We start from the raw sequence: 14,908 nt of genomic DNA, 5'->3' as shown, positions 1-14,908 counted from the left end.
CCGCTTTTTTCATGCCACCTCCGGCAGAACATTTGACGGCACTGGCAAATCATTGCATTCCTGAAAGAAACGCACGCGAAAGCTACAGCCCATGCAAATCTTCCTCCCCATTGCAGAAGTCTCCGTGAACGCCTTCACGCTTCTGGGGATTGGCGGCATGGTCGGTGTTTTGTCCGGCATGTTTGGCGTCGGTGGCGGGTTCCTGATCACGCCTTTGCTGTTCTTTGTCGGCATCCCCCCTGCCGTGGCCGTGGCCACATCCGCCAATCAGATCGTCGCCTCGTCGGTCTCCGGCGTGCTCGCGCATCTCAAACGCAAGACGGTCGATCTGAAAATGGGGATGGTGTTACTGGGTGGCGGCCTTGTCGGCTCCGCCATCGGCATCCAGATTTTCAACATGCTCAAGGCGATGGGCCAGGTCGATCTCTTGGTCACACTCTGCTACGTCGTTTTCCTCGGCATCATCGGTTTTCTCATGCTGATCGAGTCGATCCGGGCGATCAAACGCGCGCGTGGACGCCCCGGAGGACGGCCTGAGCGCAAGAAACACCTCTGGGTCCACACCCTGCCCTTCAAGATGAAATTCCGTGCCTCCGGGCTTTATATCTCCGCCATTCCGCCCATCGCGGTCGGCGTGTTCGTTGGCATGTTGGGCGCCGTGATGGGGGTCGGCGGCGGGTTCATCATGGTGCCCGCGATGATCTACATCCTCGGCATGCCCACCAAGGTGGTGATCGGCACCTCGCTCTTTCAGATCATTTTCACCGCCGGGTTCACCACGATGTTGCACGCCTATACGAACCACACGGTCGATGTGCTTTTGGCTTTCCTGTTGCTCTTTGGCGGTGTCATCGGCGCCCAGATCGGCACGCAGATCGGGCTCAGGCTCAAGGCCGAGCAATTGCGTATCATGTTGGCGCTTCTGGTCCTTCTGGTCTGTCTGAAACTTGGGGTCGATCTTTTGATCACACCCAAGGAACTCTACTCGCTGGGGGTCTGATGATGCGTCGCCTGATCGCCCTCCTCGCATTTTTTCTCATCCCCCTGACGGCGCAGGCCGAACAGGTCGTAGCCGCCTTGAGCCAGACGCGGGTCTCCGTGAATGCCAATTTCGACGGCTCTGAAATCCTTGTCTTTGGTGCGATCAAACGTGAGGTCGCGATCCCGGAAAACAGTCCGCTCGACGTGGTCATCACGGTCGCCGGGCCGGAACAGGTGGAAACCATTCGCCGCAAGGATCGACGGTTTGGCATCTGGATCAACGTCGAGGCACAGGTCATCGGCCATACGCCCACGTTTTATTCCGTCGCCACGACGCGACCTCTGCAAGACATCCTGCCGCCGCTCACCGACAGCCTGTGGAAAATCACCGCTGACAAACGCATCCTGCCCGGGATGCGCGGCCTGCCGGCCCGCGAGGCGCTGATCCGGTTGCGTGAAAACGACGACCTATACCGCACCCGCGAGGGTGAAGTCTCACTCATCGAAGACACGCTGTTTGACACCTCCATCGCGCTTCCGTCGAACATCGTCGAAGGCACTTATACAACCCGAATTTTTCTGATCCGCGACGGCGATGTGATCGACAGCTATGGCACCTCGATCAATGTGCAAAAGGTCGGGATCGAGCGCTGGCTCTACAATCTCGCCTATCAGAATGCGCTGATCTACGGGATCATGGCGCTGGCGATTGCCGGAATTTTCGGCTGGGGTGCGTCACAGGTGTTCCGCCTGATCCGACGTTAAGACCGTTACAGCCCGTTCTCGATCTGCTCGGCTTCCAGCGTCAAAGGGGCGGCGACACGCGCCGTCAGATCGGCCACCGAGAGAGGCCCCGAGGGTTTCGCCAAACGCGCCCGCGTCACCCACAAAAGCCGCGTCTGCGCCCGGGTGATCGCCACATAGGCTAGCCGTTTCCATAGGGGAATCCCCGCCTCCATCCGCCCCGCGCGCGCGGCCGCGTAGAGATCGGGTGCAAAGACCTGAACATCATCCCATTGCGAACCCTGCGCCTTGTGAATCGTCACCGCCGCGCCATGCAGGAACGCCGCACCCATCCGCGCCGCATAGGGGATAAAGGGTTCTTCCTCATCGGGAAATTCGATTTTGACGATGGAGGCCGCGGAGATGTTCGGATCTTCTGCGCCCATCACATGCAGGCGCGAAAACCCCGGTTTACGCCCCGGCCCGAGGTAGACAACCTGCGCGCCTTTGATCAACCCGCGCGCCTCCAGATCGAGGCGTTTCTTGCGGTGTTTCATCGGCAATTCGATCCCGTCGCAAATCAGCGGCTCGCCGGGCAAAAGCGCATCTGTAGGCGCGTCGAACACCTGTCGAAAGGCTTGGATCAGTCGAATGCGGGTCGCGTTGCGCCAGACCAAAACGGGCGAGCGCGCCATCAGATCGCTTTCGACGCGCTGCGCATAGACCACGCGCTCGTCGCGCGCAGCCGCCTCTTCGATCATCCGCTCGAACTGCTCGAAACTCAGTTGTGGATCGGCCAGCGCATGCGCGAGATCGAGGATCGGACTGTCGGCTTCCTGACGGTGAATGCGGTGGAGAATATGCTGTTTTGCCTTGGGCAGCGTCTCGAAGATCATCTCACCGGATTGGTTCACCGGCGCCAACTGCGCCGGGTCGCCGAACAGCACGAGGGTGGGAAAGATTTCCTGCAAATCCTCGAACTGACGTTTGTCCAACATCGAGCTTTCATCGACAAATCCGATGTCGAGCGGGTCTTCGCGCCGTTTCCAGCCGGTGATGAAATCAGACCCACGCAACCCCGCAGCGGCCAGCGCGCCGGGGATGGATTTATGATTTTGGTAAAACGCATAGGCCTTGTCGAGCGCCTCTTCGGTCAGCCCCTCGATCTTGAGCCCTTCGAGATCGGGACGCTCTCCGTTGCCCGCCAGCCAATCGGCAATTTTCTCGTACTCCGGGTCATAAACCGGCGTATAGAGAATGCGGTGAATGGTGGTCGCGGGCACACCGCGATTGCGCAGCACAGACGCCGCTTTGTTCGTCGGCGCCAGAATGGCCAGCGTGCGCCGTTCTTTGCGGCGTTTGTTCTCGTAGTCGCCAGAGACGATCTCGACACCCGCGTCATCCAGCGCCTTGTAAAGTTGCGCCAACAAAAGGGTTTTCCCGGAGCCCGCCTTGCCGATCACCGCACAAAGCTGATTGGTCGCGCTGGCTTGCGGCGTGATAATGCCATCCTCGAGATCGACGCCGACACGCGCCAACATCGCGCTGATCGCATCAAAGGCTTCGGCCTGATCTTCGGAAAATGTAAGCGCAGTCTGGGTCATGCGGCGACCCTACAGGGACGCCGCACCATGTGCCAGAGTCATCGCATCCATCTCAGCTCAGGCGATGGCCCGCAGTTCTTCCACATAGCTTTGATTGAACGCGTCATGGAACCAACGTTTGGAGGTCTCGCGATCCACGCCAGCACGTTCCAGAGTGGGCGCAAACACATCCTCATGCATCTCCCAAAGGCCGACACCGATGGTCTCACGACCTTCGCCGACACGGCCCAGCACATCCGGCACCAGCCCCATGAGCGAATAAATCCGCTCCATCCGTGGGTCAAAAACGCCGACAAAATGTTTCAGGTGGAACTCTTCCATGATCTCACCCGCCGCCAGCGTCAGCGCCGCCGTCACCTGGCGATCCGCACCGGGGGCGAGGCAAAAGCGGGTGCATTCCCAAATAAACGGGCTTTCGATCCGCACCCCGTCCGTGAGGTGGGAAAAGTGATCGTTCACCATCGTGTCGCCCGTGGTTGGCAAAAACCGCATCGAGCCCCCGTGGGTGCCGTCCGGTTTCTGCCAAATCACATAGAGCGGGTTGATCGCATCGTATTCATCACGCTCCTCCCCCGCTTCGTTCACATGCACGTCCCACCCGAGGCGGCGTTTGAACTGATCCGCGCGATCACGAAACATCGTGTCGCGCAGGCGGGGGAAGTGGCAAAGGTCGTTTCCGTAAATATAGCGCAGCATTTTAGACTCCTGTCTCCGTCATCTGAGAAGACGCTATCGGCGAAACGTTAACCATCATCTATAAGCTGCGTCCGTTGCGCTGTGCGAATGTTCACTATCCGTTCTGCGCATGTTATTTAGGCAGATTTCGCAACTGGACGTGGCGTCAACAGGCAATCAGTCGTCGCTTCAAACGATGATGAGCCCCATCGACAGCGCCCGCGCCACCGCGTGAGTCGTGTTCATGGCTCCAAGCTTGTGACGCGCGGATTCGATATAAACCCTGAGCGTATGTTCGGAAATTCCCATTTCAGCCGCAGCCTGACTGCGGCTCAAGCCCTTGGCGAGATGCGTGATCGCGCTGGCCTCTCTGGGCGACAGCGAAGGCCCCACTTGCGCCTCGCTGTGCGCATCGAAGGACAGAGCTTTTTTGTTGAATTCATGCGCCACGACCACAAGATCGCGTTCGTTGCGTGCGATCAACTGATCCCAGGCATCGTCCGTTGTATTGTGATTGAGGGTAAACAGCGCGAATTGCCCGTTCGGGCCACGGATCGGGATCGTATAACCCTGATTTCCGACACCATAGTCCAGCGCATCAAGGAAAAACGCCTTGGCCGCCTTGGACGACCAATCCAACTGTTTCCACGACACCGGGGTAAACCTTTGGAAACAGCCAAAGATAACGGGGTCCATGCGCAGGTAATCTTTTTCAAGATACCGATCGACCCATTCCGATGAATAGGTTCCTGCGCCAAATCGTTCTCCGACGCTGTTCACCCAATGGTAAACAACATGCGCAATACCTAAGAGATCACGCAGCTTGACAGTTGCGTCCTGAAACTCTTCGAAATTCTCAACTTGCTGAATATCCTCCAGAAAGTCTTGCAACCCTGTCGTCATGCACCCCCGCCTGTTCCGACAACGCCTCAGAAGGCCTGTTCGACAACTCGGCCGCAACCACCAGACAGGTGTCGGCCAAATGTTCGGCGCTTGCCTTCAATCCGTTCTGATCCGCGAATGTCCGCAAATCCGTCAGTACATCAAGAATCCAATCGTTGCGCATGTAAACCCTCTTTCCGGTTGTCGCTTGGGTGCAATTTCAACTTTAGACAGCTCTTTCGCACTCTGAAATTCGCGGTTTTACCCTCCCCCAAAATAGCGAGGTAAGTTTACGTAATATGCTGAAATAAAATATTCCGTTAATTTTCACAGGCTTGCACATACATTCACGGCACTGCTTGCGAGATTCTCGCGCTTTGCATCCCGCAATTCGCGGCACCAATGCGAACTCAACCTATAGTTGCATAAATCCAACAGCCATGAAAAAACCCGCCCCTCTGTCAAAGGGCGGGTTCGAAACCAAGCAACAATGGCCGGGAAACCGACTTATTTTCCGGCGTCCAGCACGTCTTCAAGCGTATGAAGACCGGTTTTCGGGGCCTGAACCAGCACAGCCATGTTCCCCGGCTTGTGCTGATTCTTCAGCATCTTCGTATGTGCCGCCGGGATTTCGTCCCAGGGGAAAACCTCCGACATACAGGGATCGATCCGACGTTCGATCATCAACTTGTTCGCCGCCGCCGCTTGCTTCAGATGCGCGAAGTGCGAGCCCTGCAAACGCTTTTGATGCATCCACATATATCGCACGTCAAAGGTGCAGTTGAAGCCAGAGGTGCCCGCGCAAATCACGACCATGCCGCCTTTTTTACAGACCAGCGTCGAGACCGGGAAGGTCGCCTCGCCCGGATGTTCGAAGACGATGTCAACGTTGTTGCCCTTGCCGGTGATCGCCCAGATCGCGGCGCCAAATTTACGCGCTTCCTTGAACCAAGCGGCATATTCCGGCGTGTTCACGGTGGGCAGTTGCCCCCAGCAATCGAAGTCCTTGCGGTTGATCACACCTTTGGCGCCCAGGCCCATGACGAAATCACGTTTGTCCTCGTCGGAGATCACGCCGATCGCATTCGCACCCGCCGCATTGGCCAGCTGGATCGCGAAGGAACCGAGTCCGCCCGACGCGCCCCAGACCAGAACATTCTGGCCCGGTTTCAACTCATGCGGATGGTGGCCAAAGAGCATGCGATAGGCGGTCGCCAGCGTCAGCGTGTAGCACGCACTCTCTTCCCAGCTCAGATGTTTCGGACGCGGCAAAAGCTGTTGCGCCTGCACGCGGGTGAACTGCGCAAACGACCCGTCCGGCGTCTCATAGCCCCAGATCCGCTGCGAAGGCGAATACATCGGGTCGCCGCCGTTACATTCCGCGTCATCACCATCGTCCTGGTTACAGTGGATCACGACCTCGTCGCCCACTTTCCAGTTCTTGACGCGATCACCGACCGCCCAAACGATGCCGGACGCATCGGAACCCGCGATATGATACTCGGCGCCATGGCCGTCGAAGGGCGAGATCGGCACACCGAGACCGGCCCAGATGCCATTGTAGTTCACCCCCGCCGCCATCACGAGCACCAGAACCTCGTGGCTGTCGAGCTTTGGCGTCTCGACCACTTCGCATTGGAACGAGGTCTCGGGTTCGCCGTGACGCTCGCGACGGATCGCCCAAGCGTACATCTTTTCAGGCACATAGCCCATCGGAGGGATTTCCCCGATCTCGTAGAGGTCTTTCTCTTCGGCCTCGTAGGCCGGCTGGTTCGTGTCGAGCGCCATGTTTTTCCTCCAAATCTTACCGGCTCCTTGCCTCCCTGAACTGTCTCAGAGAGCGCTTTGAGCCTTGTCGTGCCGCGATGCAGAATCGCGGGGCATATCATGGTGATACGACTCACAAAGTAATTATGCAATCCTGATAAGTATAATTTTGTAATTTTATAACCGAGCAGATGCAGAAATTTTCAAAACATCCCTCGAAAACAAAGGGCTTCCGCGTGGAAGAGACACGAAATTCCCTGACGTCACAGAATTTTCCACCTCCGCCGCGACGCGGCGAATTGACAATGGTACAATATTTCAAGCATAACGCATTTTGAGAAATAATGTTGCAGCGCAATATTGGGAGGTTTGCGATGAGTGAAGATAAAACCGGGATCACCAAAGATCGTCCCTGGCTGTTCCGCACCTATGCGGGGCACTCGACCGCCAAAGCTTCCAACGCGCTCTATCGCACCAACCTGTCCAAGGGGCAGACCGGCCTGTCGGTCGCCTTCGACCTGCCGACGCAAACGGGGTACGACAGCGATCATGAACTGGCGAAAGGCGAGGTCGGCAAGGTTGGTGTGCCGGTCGCGCATCTGGGCGACATGCGTATGCTCTTCGACGAGATCCCGCTCGAACAGATGAACACCTCGATGACGATCAACGCCACGGCGCCTTGGCTCTTGGCGCTTTATATTGCTGCCGCCGAGGAACAAGGCGCGGATATTTCCAAACTGCAAGGCACGGTGCAGAACGACATCATCAAAGAGTACCTCTCGCGCGGCACATATGTGTGCCCGCCCCGCCCGTCGCTGCGGATGATCACGGATGTCGCCGCCTACACCCGCGAGCACCTACCGAAATGGAACCCGATGAACGTCTGTTCCTACCATCTGCAAGAAGCCGGCGCGACGCCGGAACAGGAGCTGGCCTTTGCGCTCGCCACCGCCATCGCCGTGCTGGACGACCTGAAAGAGAAAGTGCCCGCCGAGGCCTTCCCCAACATGGTTGGACGCATTTCGTTCTTTGTGAACGCGGGCATCCGGTTTGTGACCGAGATGTGCAAGATGCGCGCCTTTGTCGAGCTTTGGGATGAAATCACCCGCGAACGCTACGGCGTCGAGGACCCAAAATTCCGCCGTTTCCGCTATGGGGTGCAGGTCAACTCTCTGGGCCTCACCGAGCAGCAGCCGGAAAACAACGTCTACCGCATTCTGATCGAAATGCTCGCCGTGACGCTGTCCAAGAACGCCCGCGCCCGCGCGGTGCAGCTTCCGGCCTGGAACGAGGCTTTGGGCCTGCCGCGTCCCTTCGATCAGCAATGGTCGCTGCGCATGCAACAGATCCTCGCCTATGAGACGGACCTCTTGGAATACGAGGACCTCTTCGACAACAACCCCGCCGTGGAGCGCAAAGTGGCCGCTCTGAAAGAGGGCGCGCGGGCCGAGCTTGAGACGCTTGACGGCATGGGCGGTGCGATCGAGTCGATTGAGTACATGAAATCGCGCCTTGTGGAGGCCAATGCCGAACGCATCGCCAAGATCGAGGCGGGGGAGACCGTCGTCGTCGGCGTGAACAAATGGACCACCGGCGAGCCTTCGCCTCTGACCGCAGGCGATGGCGGCATCATGAAAGCGGATCCTGCGGCCGAGGCCGATCAGATCGCGCGACTCGACGCTTGGCGCGCAGCCCGCGACGAGCAGGCCGTCCAAGCCGCGCTCAAAGAGTTGCGCGAAGCGGCGGCCAGTGGCGTCAACGTCATGCCCGCCTCGATCAAGGCGGCAAAAGCCGGGGCGACGACGGGCGAATGGGGCGATGTGGTGCGTGCCGCTTTCGGGCAGTATCGCGGACCCACGGGCGTGTCTGCTAACCCGTCGAACCGCACCGAGGGCTTGGACGAAATTCGCGAAGAGGTCGCCCGTGTGTCGGCCTCCTTGGGGCGTAAGCTCAAGTTCCTCGTCGGCAAACCCGGCCTCGACGGCCACTCCAACGGCGCCGAACAGATCGCGGCGCGGGCTCGTGACTGTGGCATGGAGATCGCCTATGAGGGCATCCGCCTGACCCCTGCGGAAATCGTCGCCGCGGCCAAGGCCGATGACGCCCATGTGGTGGGCCTGTCGATTCTGTCGGGGTCACATATCCCGCTGATCGAAGAGCTGATGCGGCAGATGAAAGAGGCCGGTCTGAGCCACATCCCCGTGGTGGCTGGCGGCATCATCCCGGAAGACGACGCCGAGCACCTGCGCGCCATCGGCGTGGCGCGGGTCTATACGCCGAAAGATTTCGAGTTGAACCGCATCATGTTCGACATCGTGGCGCTCGTGGACCCAAGCAAAGCGGCAGCGGAGTAAGGCCTACTCTTCGAAAAACGTGACCAGCTCGTCGTAGGAATAGCTTTCTGCGACGGGCCCGCTGTCATGCCGCTCAAACCGCGCATCGACCGGCAGGCAGCCCAGCCCACAGACCTGAGAAATCACCATCTCCGAACTGTCGACATACCAAAGCCGCCCGCCCGGTGTGGCGACCCAACCGTCGATGCCATCGCTCTCATCGGCTTCCATATCGCTCACCGACGGCACCTCAGAGACATAGCCGCGCATAAAACTGCCGTGGGTGTGATAGGAAGCGATGACCACCTCCATCTCCTCTGTGTCGCGCGGGGTGCAGCCATCGACGGAGCCCCGTTTCGCGGGGCTGGCGATCAGATTTCCGTCGGCATCCCGCCCGATCAACCCGCAGTATTCGCGCTTTTTCTGGAACGAGAGCGGTTGGATCTCGGTAAAGATTGCCTTGACCATTTCCAACTCTTCCGGCTCCTCGGCCCCAACGCCTTCAACCCCTGCGAAAAGCACCGCAGAAACCATCATGGCGGTGCGCGAAAAAATCCTGCGCTGCATTCTATACAATCTCGTTCCTGGCTGGCTTACTGTGGCCCAAAGACCGATAGCACGAGGAGCATGGATATGCCGACCCCCCATATTGCCGCAAAGCCCGGCGAGATTGCCGAAACCGTCCTGATGCCGGGCGATCCCTACCGCGCGAAATGGGCCGCCGAGACCTATCTCGACGACATCAAACTGGTAAACGAGGTGCGCGGCATGCTGGGCTTTACCGGCACCTATAAGGGCAATCCGGTGACGATCCACGGCTCCGGCATGGGCATGCCGTCAATCTCGATCTACGCCAATGAGCTGATCACCGAATATGGTGCCAAGACGCTCATTCGCATCGGGTCTTGTGGCGCGATGCAGCATCATATCAAGGTGCGTGACGTGGTGATCGCCATGACCGCCACCACCATGGGCACGACGCCCTCGGCCGGGTTCTTCAAGGAGATTAACTACGCACCCTGCGCCGATTACGGCCTGTTGGAGGCCGCTGTCGCCAGCGCCCGCAAGAAAGACACTGGCGTTCATGTTGGCAACATCTATTCCTCGGACATCTTCTATGCCGAACGCCCCGATCTGGACGAGGTGATGATCCGTCACGGCATCCTCGGCGTCGAAATGGAAGCTGCCGAGCTTTACACCGTCGCGGCCCGGCATGGCGTGCGCGCATTGGGCGTCATGACCGTCTCCGACCACCTGTTGACCCATGAAGCACTTCCCTCAGATCAGCGTGAAAAGAGTTTTGGCGACATGGTCGAGATCGCATTGGAGGCCGCATTCGCGGGTTGATCGTGTCCTTGGCACGGGGCACACTCTCGTGGCATTCCATTTCATAATGCCAGGAGGTGCCCCATGCCTTTGTTTACACGCCTTTTCGTCCTGCCTCTCTATGCACTTGGAGCCTTCATGCCTTTGGCAGGCGCTGCGCAGGATTGGCCCAATCTCGACCCTGTTCTCTTTGCGCAGCTTGCGAATAAGGCCGAACATGTCGAGGCCTCATTTTTCCTTCCGAACCACTCCGATCCGACACAGGCCACAGAAGCCTTGGGGTTTGTGTATGAGTGGATCGAAGGGTCAGCGGGCAGCGTCGGCATCTCGGTCGGTCGCTATGCCATTGCCCACCCCGGCCCCCAGATCAACTATCTCGGGCCAGTGTCCCAAATTTGGGGGCATGGCCCGCGCGACGCGGCCTTTTATCCGGATCGGATAGAAGTCACCCTGACCACAGCCAAAGAGAATGATCCGCGTTGTTGCCCGACAGGTGAAACGCGCTACACAATAGATCGACTGACGGGCGCTGCATCCAAACTCTGGAGCCGGTGACCTCGTTGCAAAGCACAGAAAAGGAAAAGGCATGAGCATGCCCAAACGCCAGCTTGGCGCAAACGGCCCGTTGGTGGGCGCAATCGGTTTTGGCTGCATGAGCTTCGCCGGGTTCTTTGGCGCCGCCGATGATGACACGTCCCTCGAAACCCTCGCCGCCGTCGAAGCCGCCGGGATCGATTTCTGGGACACCGCGAATATCTACGGGATGGGGCGGTCTGAGAAGATCGTCGGCCAATACCTTAAAGAGAGCGGCGCGCAAGTGACGCTGGCCACAAAGGTCGGCATCGTGCCGGGGCCACAGCGCAAGTTCAACAATGAGGAAGATTACATTCGCTCTGAGTTGGAAAGCTCTTTGAAAAAGCTGAACCGCGACAAGGTCGAGCTCTATTACATCCACCGTCGGCAAAAAGAATTGCCGGTGGAGACGGTTGCCGAGACCATGGGCAAGCTGATCGAAGAGGGGCTGATCGACGCATGGGGCCTGTCTGAAGTGGCGCCCTCGACCATCCGCCGCGCGCATAAAATCGTGCCGGTCACAGCGGTGCAGAACGAATATTCGCTTTGGACCCGTCAGCCGGAATTGGGCGTGATCCAGACCTGCGAAGAACTGGGCATCGCGTTCATCCCCTTCTCTCCCGTTGCACGCGGCGCACTTGGCGTTGCCGATCTCGACCCCGCGCAGTTTTCCGACAATGATTTTCGCAAGATGAACCCGCGGTTCACAGGGCAAAACTGGCTGGAGAATCTGGACTACATCCACGCGTTCCAAGCCTATGCGAAGAAGAAAGGCGTCTCCACCCCGGCGCTGGCGCTCGCGTGGGTGCTGCATCAGGGCGATCACTTGATCCCGATTCCCGGCACGCGCACCAAGGAGCACCTCGCCGATTGGGCCCATGCGGGCGAGATCGGCCTGTCTGAGGACGATCTCTGGGAGATCGAACAGATTCTCCCCGTCGGCTGGGCCTCGGGGGACCGCTACTCTGACGTCCAAATGGTCGGCGTCGAGCGCTACTGCTAAAGCGTTTCTCAAGAAACTTGAGGCACTCAATTATTGAGAAACGCAGCAATATCAATTCAGTGTGGCAACGTTTTTCGCTCAATCTGATTTCGATTAAACGAAAAACGCTTAAACATGACAAAGCCCCGCTCTGGCGGGGCTTTTCAGTCTACGAAGCCGGGAGGCCTTACTCGTAGTAGGCGTACATTTGATCGAGCACATCGAGTTTGCCCGGAACAATCTGTTCGCTGGATTTCACCGCCGGGGTGGCCGGGGCGTAATATTCGAGCCATTCGGACACTTTCATCGCGGCGTCTTTGGCTTTGTCGTTCAGTGCAACATCGTGCAGGGTCATGTCATAAACTCCGTGGAGGTGTAGTGGTCTCCCTTGTGCCCTGAGGTATGCTGCGACGCCGCGAAAGACAGCCCCCTAATGTCGCATAGTCGCCATGCGTATGCTGCAACGCAGCACCCTTAGGTGGTGGGCTTTTACGTGTTGGGCTTTGCGCCGCAATGTGTTGGCTCGCCCTTTTCGGTGCGGGCCTCTGCACCGCAAACCTGACAGCGAAAGGTGATGCCCTCCGCGTCTTTGCCGGTCTGCCGCCAGCGACAATCCGACGTGCGATCCGTGCGCATAACATACATGCCGACGTAAAGCGCAATGAGGATGAGGGGGATGAGAATGACCATGCCCCCTCATACGCCTTGTCTTGCCGAATGGAAAACCACGGATGCGTTACGGCTGCGCCGGTGTTTTCGGTTCCGTCGCTTTCCGCTTCCGGGCGAACAACCCACTTCCCTCCGGCCCGTACCAATCCTCGTTGCGGGTAAAGAACATGGTCGCCGCCAGCGCGACAAAGGACAGCGACGCCCCCGCGAGCAAAGCATAATCCGCAGAACGCAGGATCAGATAGAGCACGCCGTAAAGCACCAAGAGCATGACGCCCAGAACCGCCGTGCGCCGTCCGAGTTTCAGCCCCACAGCCCCGAAGAAGGTCAAAAGCGCAATGGTCGCGCCCGCAGAGAGCGCATAGGCCGGGCCAAAGCCGATCTGTTCGGAATAGGCCACCATCAGCAGGACGAAAATCGACTGCGCCAGACCGATCAGGATATATTGCACCGGGTGGGCCGGGCGCTCAGCGCCTTTTTCCACCAACAACACGGTGAGAAAGGTCAGCGCGATGAAAAGGATCGAATAATTCGCGGCGCGGAAGGACTTTTGATAAAAGTCATTCGGCTCGATGAAATCGACCCCGAAGGCCATACTGTAGCGCAGGGTCTGGGTGTAATTCTCGCGCGTCATCTGCGGCAGGGTGCGGGCCAGATGCGGGATGGTCCAGGTCGCGGAGAACCCTTCTTCGGAAATCTCCGACCCATCCGGCAGGAAAGCGCCGCGGAAACTCGGATGCGGCCAATCGGAACTGATGGTCACAGCCGTCTGACGGCCGACCGGTGCGATCTGGAACGACTGCGCGCCATTGGCGCCCAGCGTCAGCGCATAGTCGGCTTTGCCACGCGGATCGCCCAGCGCCGCCATGATCCCCGCCTCATTGTCAGCGGAGGCAATCGGCTCAAGCGGCACTTCGGCGCCATCGACGGTCAACACCGCCTGCCCCCGCAGCGCAGCGTTGGAGGACAGCGACAGGATCAGCTCGGCGCGATCCCAGAGGATCACCTCCTCATTCACCGCCTGCGCGGCGATCTGGTCCCAAGGAAAATCGAACCCCATGTCGATCCCCGCCTGATAGACCGGCACCGAGAAAATGCCACGACGACGGATTTGCGTTTGCGTGTCGATATTCACATCGAAGCGCCCCGGATAGACATAGATCGGATCGCGGCTCACGGTCACCTTGCGCGTCACTTGGCGTTGGCGCGGAGACCCATCGGCGTCCAGCACGACCTCGCCCGTGTCCGGGTTGATCACCGCTTCGCGTTCGGTGCGGTCCACGGTTTCTTCGACCGGGATCACAAGCATCGGGCCTGCGATCACCTGATCCCCGCCCCATTCACGACCCACCTCGCGCAGGGTGCTTTGCGAATAAGTCTTACGGCTCTGCACAATGTCCGAGACGAAGAACAAGGGAATGAACATCAAAAGCGTCAGCAGGCCGACGATCAGAAAACGGGCGCCAATGGATTTGCGCATAGGGAAACTCCTCAAACAACTCCGCGCAAGATGATGTGACGCGCGAGGAGAGGCAAGGGGGAGAAGCGCAAAAGAAAAACCCCGCCGAAGCGGGGCTTTTGAATGTTCTGTCGACACCGCTTAGTGGGTACGTTCGAGCATCATCTTCTTGATATGCGCAATCGCTGCCGCCGGGTTCAGACCTTTCGGGCAGGTTTTCGCACAGTTCATGATGGTGTGGCAGCGATAGAGTTTAAAGCTGTCTTCGAGGTAATCCAGACGCTCGCCGGTGGCCTCATCGCGCGAGTCGATGATCCAGCGGTAGGCGTGCAGCAGAGCCGCCGGTCCAAGGTACTCGTCGCCGTTCCACCAGTAGCTCGGGCAGGAGGTCGAACAAGACGCACACATCACGCATTCGTAAAGACCGTCGAGTTTCTTGCGATCCTCGATGGACTGACGCCATTCTTTTTCCGGGCGGTTGGTCTTGGTCTCAAGCCACGGCATGATCGAGGCGTGCTGCGCGTAGAAGTGGGTCAGATCGGGAATGAGGTCTTTCACCACCGGCATGTGCGGCAGCGGGAAGATGCGCACATCGCCCTTGATCTCGTCGAGACCGTAGATGCACGCGAGCGTGTTGATCCCGTCGATATTCATCGCACAGGAACCACAGATGCCCTCGCGACAAGAACGACGGAAGGTCAGCGTCGGATCGATCTCGTTCTTGATCTTGATCAGCGCGTCGAGAACCATCGGACCGCATTTGTCCATGTCGATGAAATAGGTGTCCACCGACGGGTTTTTCTCGTCATCGGGATTCCAGCGGTAGATCTGGAATTTGCGGACATTGGTCGCGCCCTCGGGCTTCGGCCAGGTCTTGCCCGTCACGATTTTGGAGTTCTTGGGAAGGTTAAACTGAACCATGGCCTGTTCCCCT

General features: G+C 58.7%; 16 protein-coding genes. 6 read left to right on the top strand and 10 right to left on the bottom strand.

Going from position 1 to position 14,908, the window contains the following annotated elements; translation table 11 throughout:
* The first annotated feature begins 91 nt into the window (after nucleotides 1-91).
* Together ACN0X0_RS16060 and ACN0X0_RS16055 are read left to right on the top strand one after the other, a co-directional pair.
* The gene (locus ACN0X0_RS16060; RefSeq protein ID WP_417279969.1) at nucleotides 92-1,000 is read left to right on the top strand and encodes a sulfite exporter TauE/SafE family protein; all 909 of its coding nucleotides are present in this window, start codon (nucleotides 92-94) and stop codon (nucleotides 998-1,000) included.
* A complete protein-coding gene (locus ACN0X0_RS16055) occupies nucleotides 1,000-1,746 on the top strand; it encodes a TIGR02186 family protein (protein ID WP_417279968.1) in 747 nt (248 codons plus the stop codon). Before ACN0X0_RS16060 ends, ACN0X0_RS16055 begins: the two co-directional genes overlap by 1 nt.
* A 5-nt stretch (nucleotides 1,747-1,751) precedes the next feature.
* On the opposite strand, the gene ACN0X0_RS16050 is transcribed toward ACN0X0_RS16055, so the two are convergent.
* The 5 genes from ACN0X0_RS16050 to ccrA form a co-directional block, all read right to left on the bottom strand.
* Complete coding sequence (locus ACN0X0_RS16050; RefSeq protein WP_417279967.1) at nucleotides 1,752-3,308, bottom strand: ATP-dependent DNA helicase; 1,557 nt, start codon at nucleotides 3,306-3,308, stop codon at nucleotides 1,752-1,754.
* Between the two features lie 57 nt (nucleotides 3,309-3,365).
* Nucleotides 3,366-4,004, bottom strand: a complete 639-nt coding sequence (locus tag ACN0X0_RS16045; protein ID WP_417261876.1) for an acyl-homoserine-lactone synthase — start codon at nucleotides 4,002-4,004, stop codon at nucleotides 3,366-3,368.
* A 168-nt stretch (nucleotides 4,005-4,172) separates the two neighbouring features.
* Nucleotides 4,173-4,886 carry a helix-turn-helix transcriptional regulator gene (locus ACN0X0_RS16040; protein ID WP_226554000.1) on the bottom strand — a complete coding sequence of 238 codons (714 nt, stop codon included), beginning with the start codon at nucleotides 4,884-4,886 and terminating at the stop codon, nucleotides 4,173-4,175.
* On the bottom strand, nucleotides 4,840-5,049 hold the full coding sequence (locus ACN0X0_RS16035; protein WP_167602312.1) for a hypothetical protein: 210 nt from the start codon (nucleotides 5,047-5,049) through the stop codon (nucleotides 4,840-4,842). The genes ACN0X0_RS16040 and ACN0X0_RS16035 overlap by 47 nt, the downstream gene beginning before the upstream one ends.
* A 323-nt stretch (nucleotides 5,050-5,372) precedes the next feature.
* Complete coding sequence (gene ccrA, locus ACN0X0_RS16030) at nucleotides 5,373-6,653, bottom strand: crotonyl-CoA carboxylase/reductase (RefSeq protein ID WP_417279966.1); 1,281 nt, start codon at nucleotides 6,651-6,653, stop codon at nucleotides 5,373-5,375.
* 353 nt (nucleotides 6,654-7,006) lie between these two features.
* Here ccrA and ACN0X0_RS16025 point away from each other — a divergent pair, with 353 nt between their 5' ends.
* Nucleotides 7,007-8,986 (top strand): protein meaA, encoded by a 1,980-nt coding sequence (locus ACN0X0_RS16025; RefSeq protein WP_417279965.1) that lies wholly within the window; start codon nucleotides 7,007-7,009, stop codon nucleotides 8,984-8,986.
* A 3-nt stretch (nucleotides 8,987-8,989) separates the two neighbouring features.
* Here the strand turns inward: ACN0X0_RS16025 and ACN0X0_RS16020 are convergent, their stop codons facing one another.
* Entirely contained in the window at nucleotides 8,990-9,532 is a 543-nt protein-coding gene (locus ACN0X0_RS16020; protein ID WP_417279964.1) for a DUF4329 domain-containing protein, read from the bottom strand.
* A 66-nt stretch (nucleotides 9,533-9,598) separates the two neighbouring features.
* On the opposite strand from ACN0X0_RS16020, the gene deoD reads away from it, so the two are divergent.
* From deoD to ACN0X0_RS16005, 3 genes are all read left to right on the top strand, one after another.
* The gene (gene deoD / locus ACN0X0_RS16015; protein WP_226553996.1) at nucleotides 9,599-10,312 is read left to right on the top strand and encodes a purine-nucleoside phosphorylase; all 714 of its coding nucleotides are present in this window, start codon (nucleotides 9,599-9,601) and stop codon (nucleotides 10,310-10,312) included.
* A 63-nt stretch (nucleotides 10,313-10,375) separates the two neighbouring features.
* A complete protein-coding gene (locus ACN0X0_RS16010; protein ID WP_417279963.1) occupies nucleotides 10,376-10,846 on the top strand; it encodes a hypothetical protein in 471 nt (156 codons plus the stop codon).
* 31 nt (nucleotides 10,847-10,877) lie between these two features.
* On the top strand, nucleotides 10,878-11,867 hold the full coding sequence (locus ACN0X0_RS16005) for an aldo/keto reductase (RefSeq protein WP_417279962.1): 990 nt from the start codon (nucleotides 10,878-10,880) through the stop codon (nucleotides 11,865-11,867).
* A gap of 166 nt (nucleotides 11,868-12,033) precedes the next feature.
* On the opposite strand, the gene ACN0X0_RS16000 is transcribed toward ACN0X0_RS16005, so the two are convergent.
* The 4 genes from ACN0X0_RS16000 to ACN0X0_RS15985 form a co-directional block, all read right to left on the bottom strand.
* The gene (locus ACN0X0_RS16000; RefSeq protein ID WP_417279961.1) at nucleotides 12,034-12,201 is read right to left on the bottom strand and encodes a hypothetical protein; all 168 of its coding nucleotides are present in this window, start codon (nucleotides 12,199-12,201) and stop codon (nucleotides 12,034-12,036) included.
* A gap of 134 nt (nucleotides 12,202-12,335) precedes the next feature.
* On the bottom strand, nucleotides 12,336-12,536 hold the full coding sequence (locus tag ACN0X0_RS15995) for a hypothetical protein (RefSeq protein WP_417279960.1): 201 nt from the start codon (nucleotides 12,534-12,536) through the stop codon (nucleotides 12,336-12,338).
* Between the two features lie 46 nt (nucleotides 12,537-12,582).
* The gene (creD, locus tag ACN0X0_RS15990; protein WP_417279959.1) at nucleotides 12,583-13,995 is read right to left on the bottom strand and encodes a cell envelope integrity protein CreD; all 1,413 of its coding nucleotides are present in this window, start codon (nucleotides 13,993-13,995) and stop codon (nucleotides 12,583-12,585) included.
* A gap of 120 nt (nucleotides 13,996-14,115) precedes the next feature.
* Nucleotides 14,116-14,895: a succinate dehydrogenase iron-sulfur subunit gene (locus tag ACN0X0_RS15985; protein ID WP_167602304.1), complete on the bottom strand. Its 780-nt coding sequence runs from the start codon at nucleotides 14,893-14,895 to the stop codon at nucleotides 14,116-14,118.
* Nucleotides 14,896-14,908 lie beyond the last annotated feature (13 nt).

Source organism: Celeribacter sp., assembly GCF_048270365.1.
Lineage (GTDB): Bacteria > Pseudomonadota > Alphaproteobacteria > Rhodobacterales > Rhodobacteraceae > Celeribacter.
The sequence above is the reverse complement of the archived record's forward strand: the minus strand, read 5'-3'. Positions and strand labels throughout refer to the sequence as shown.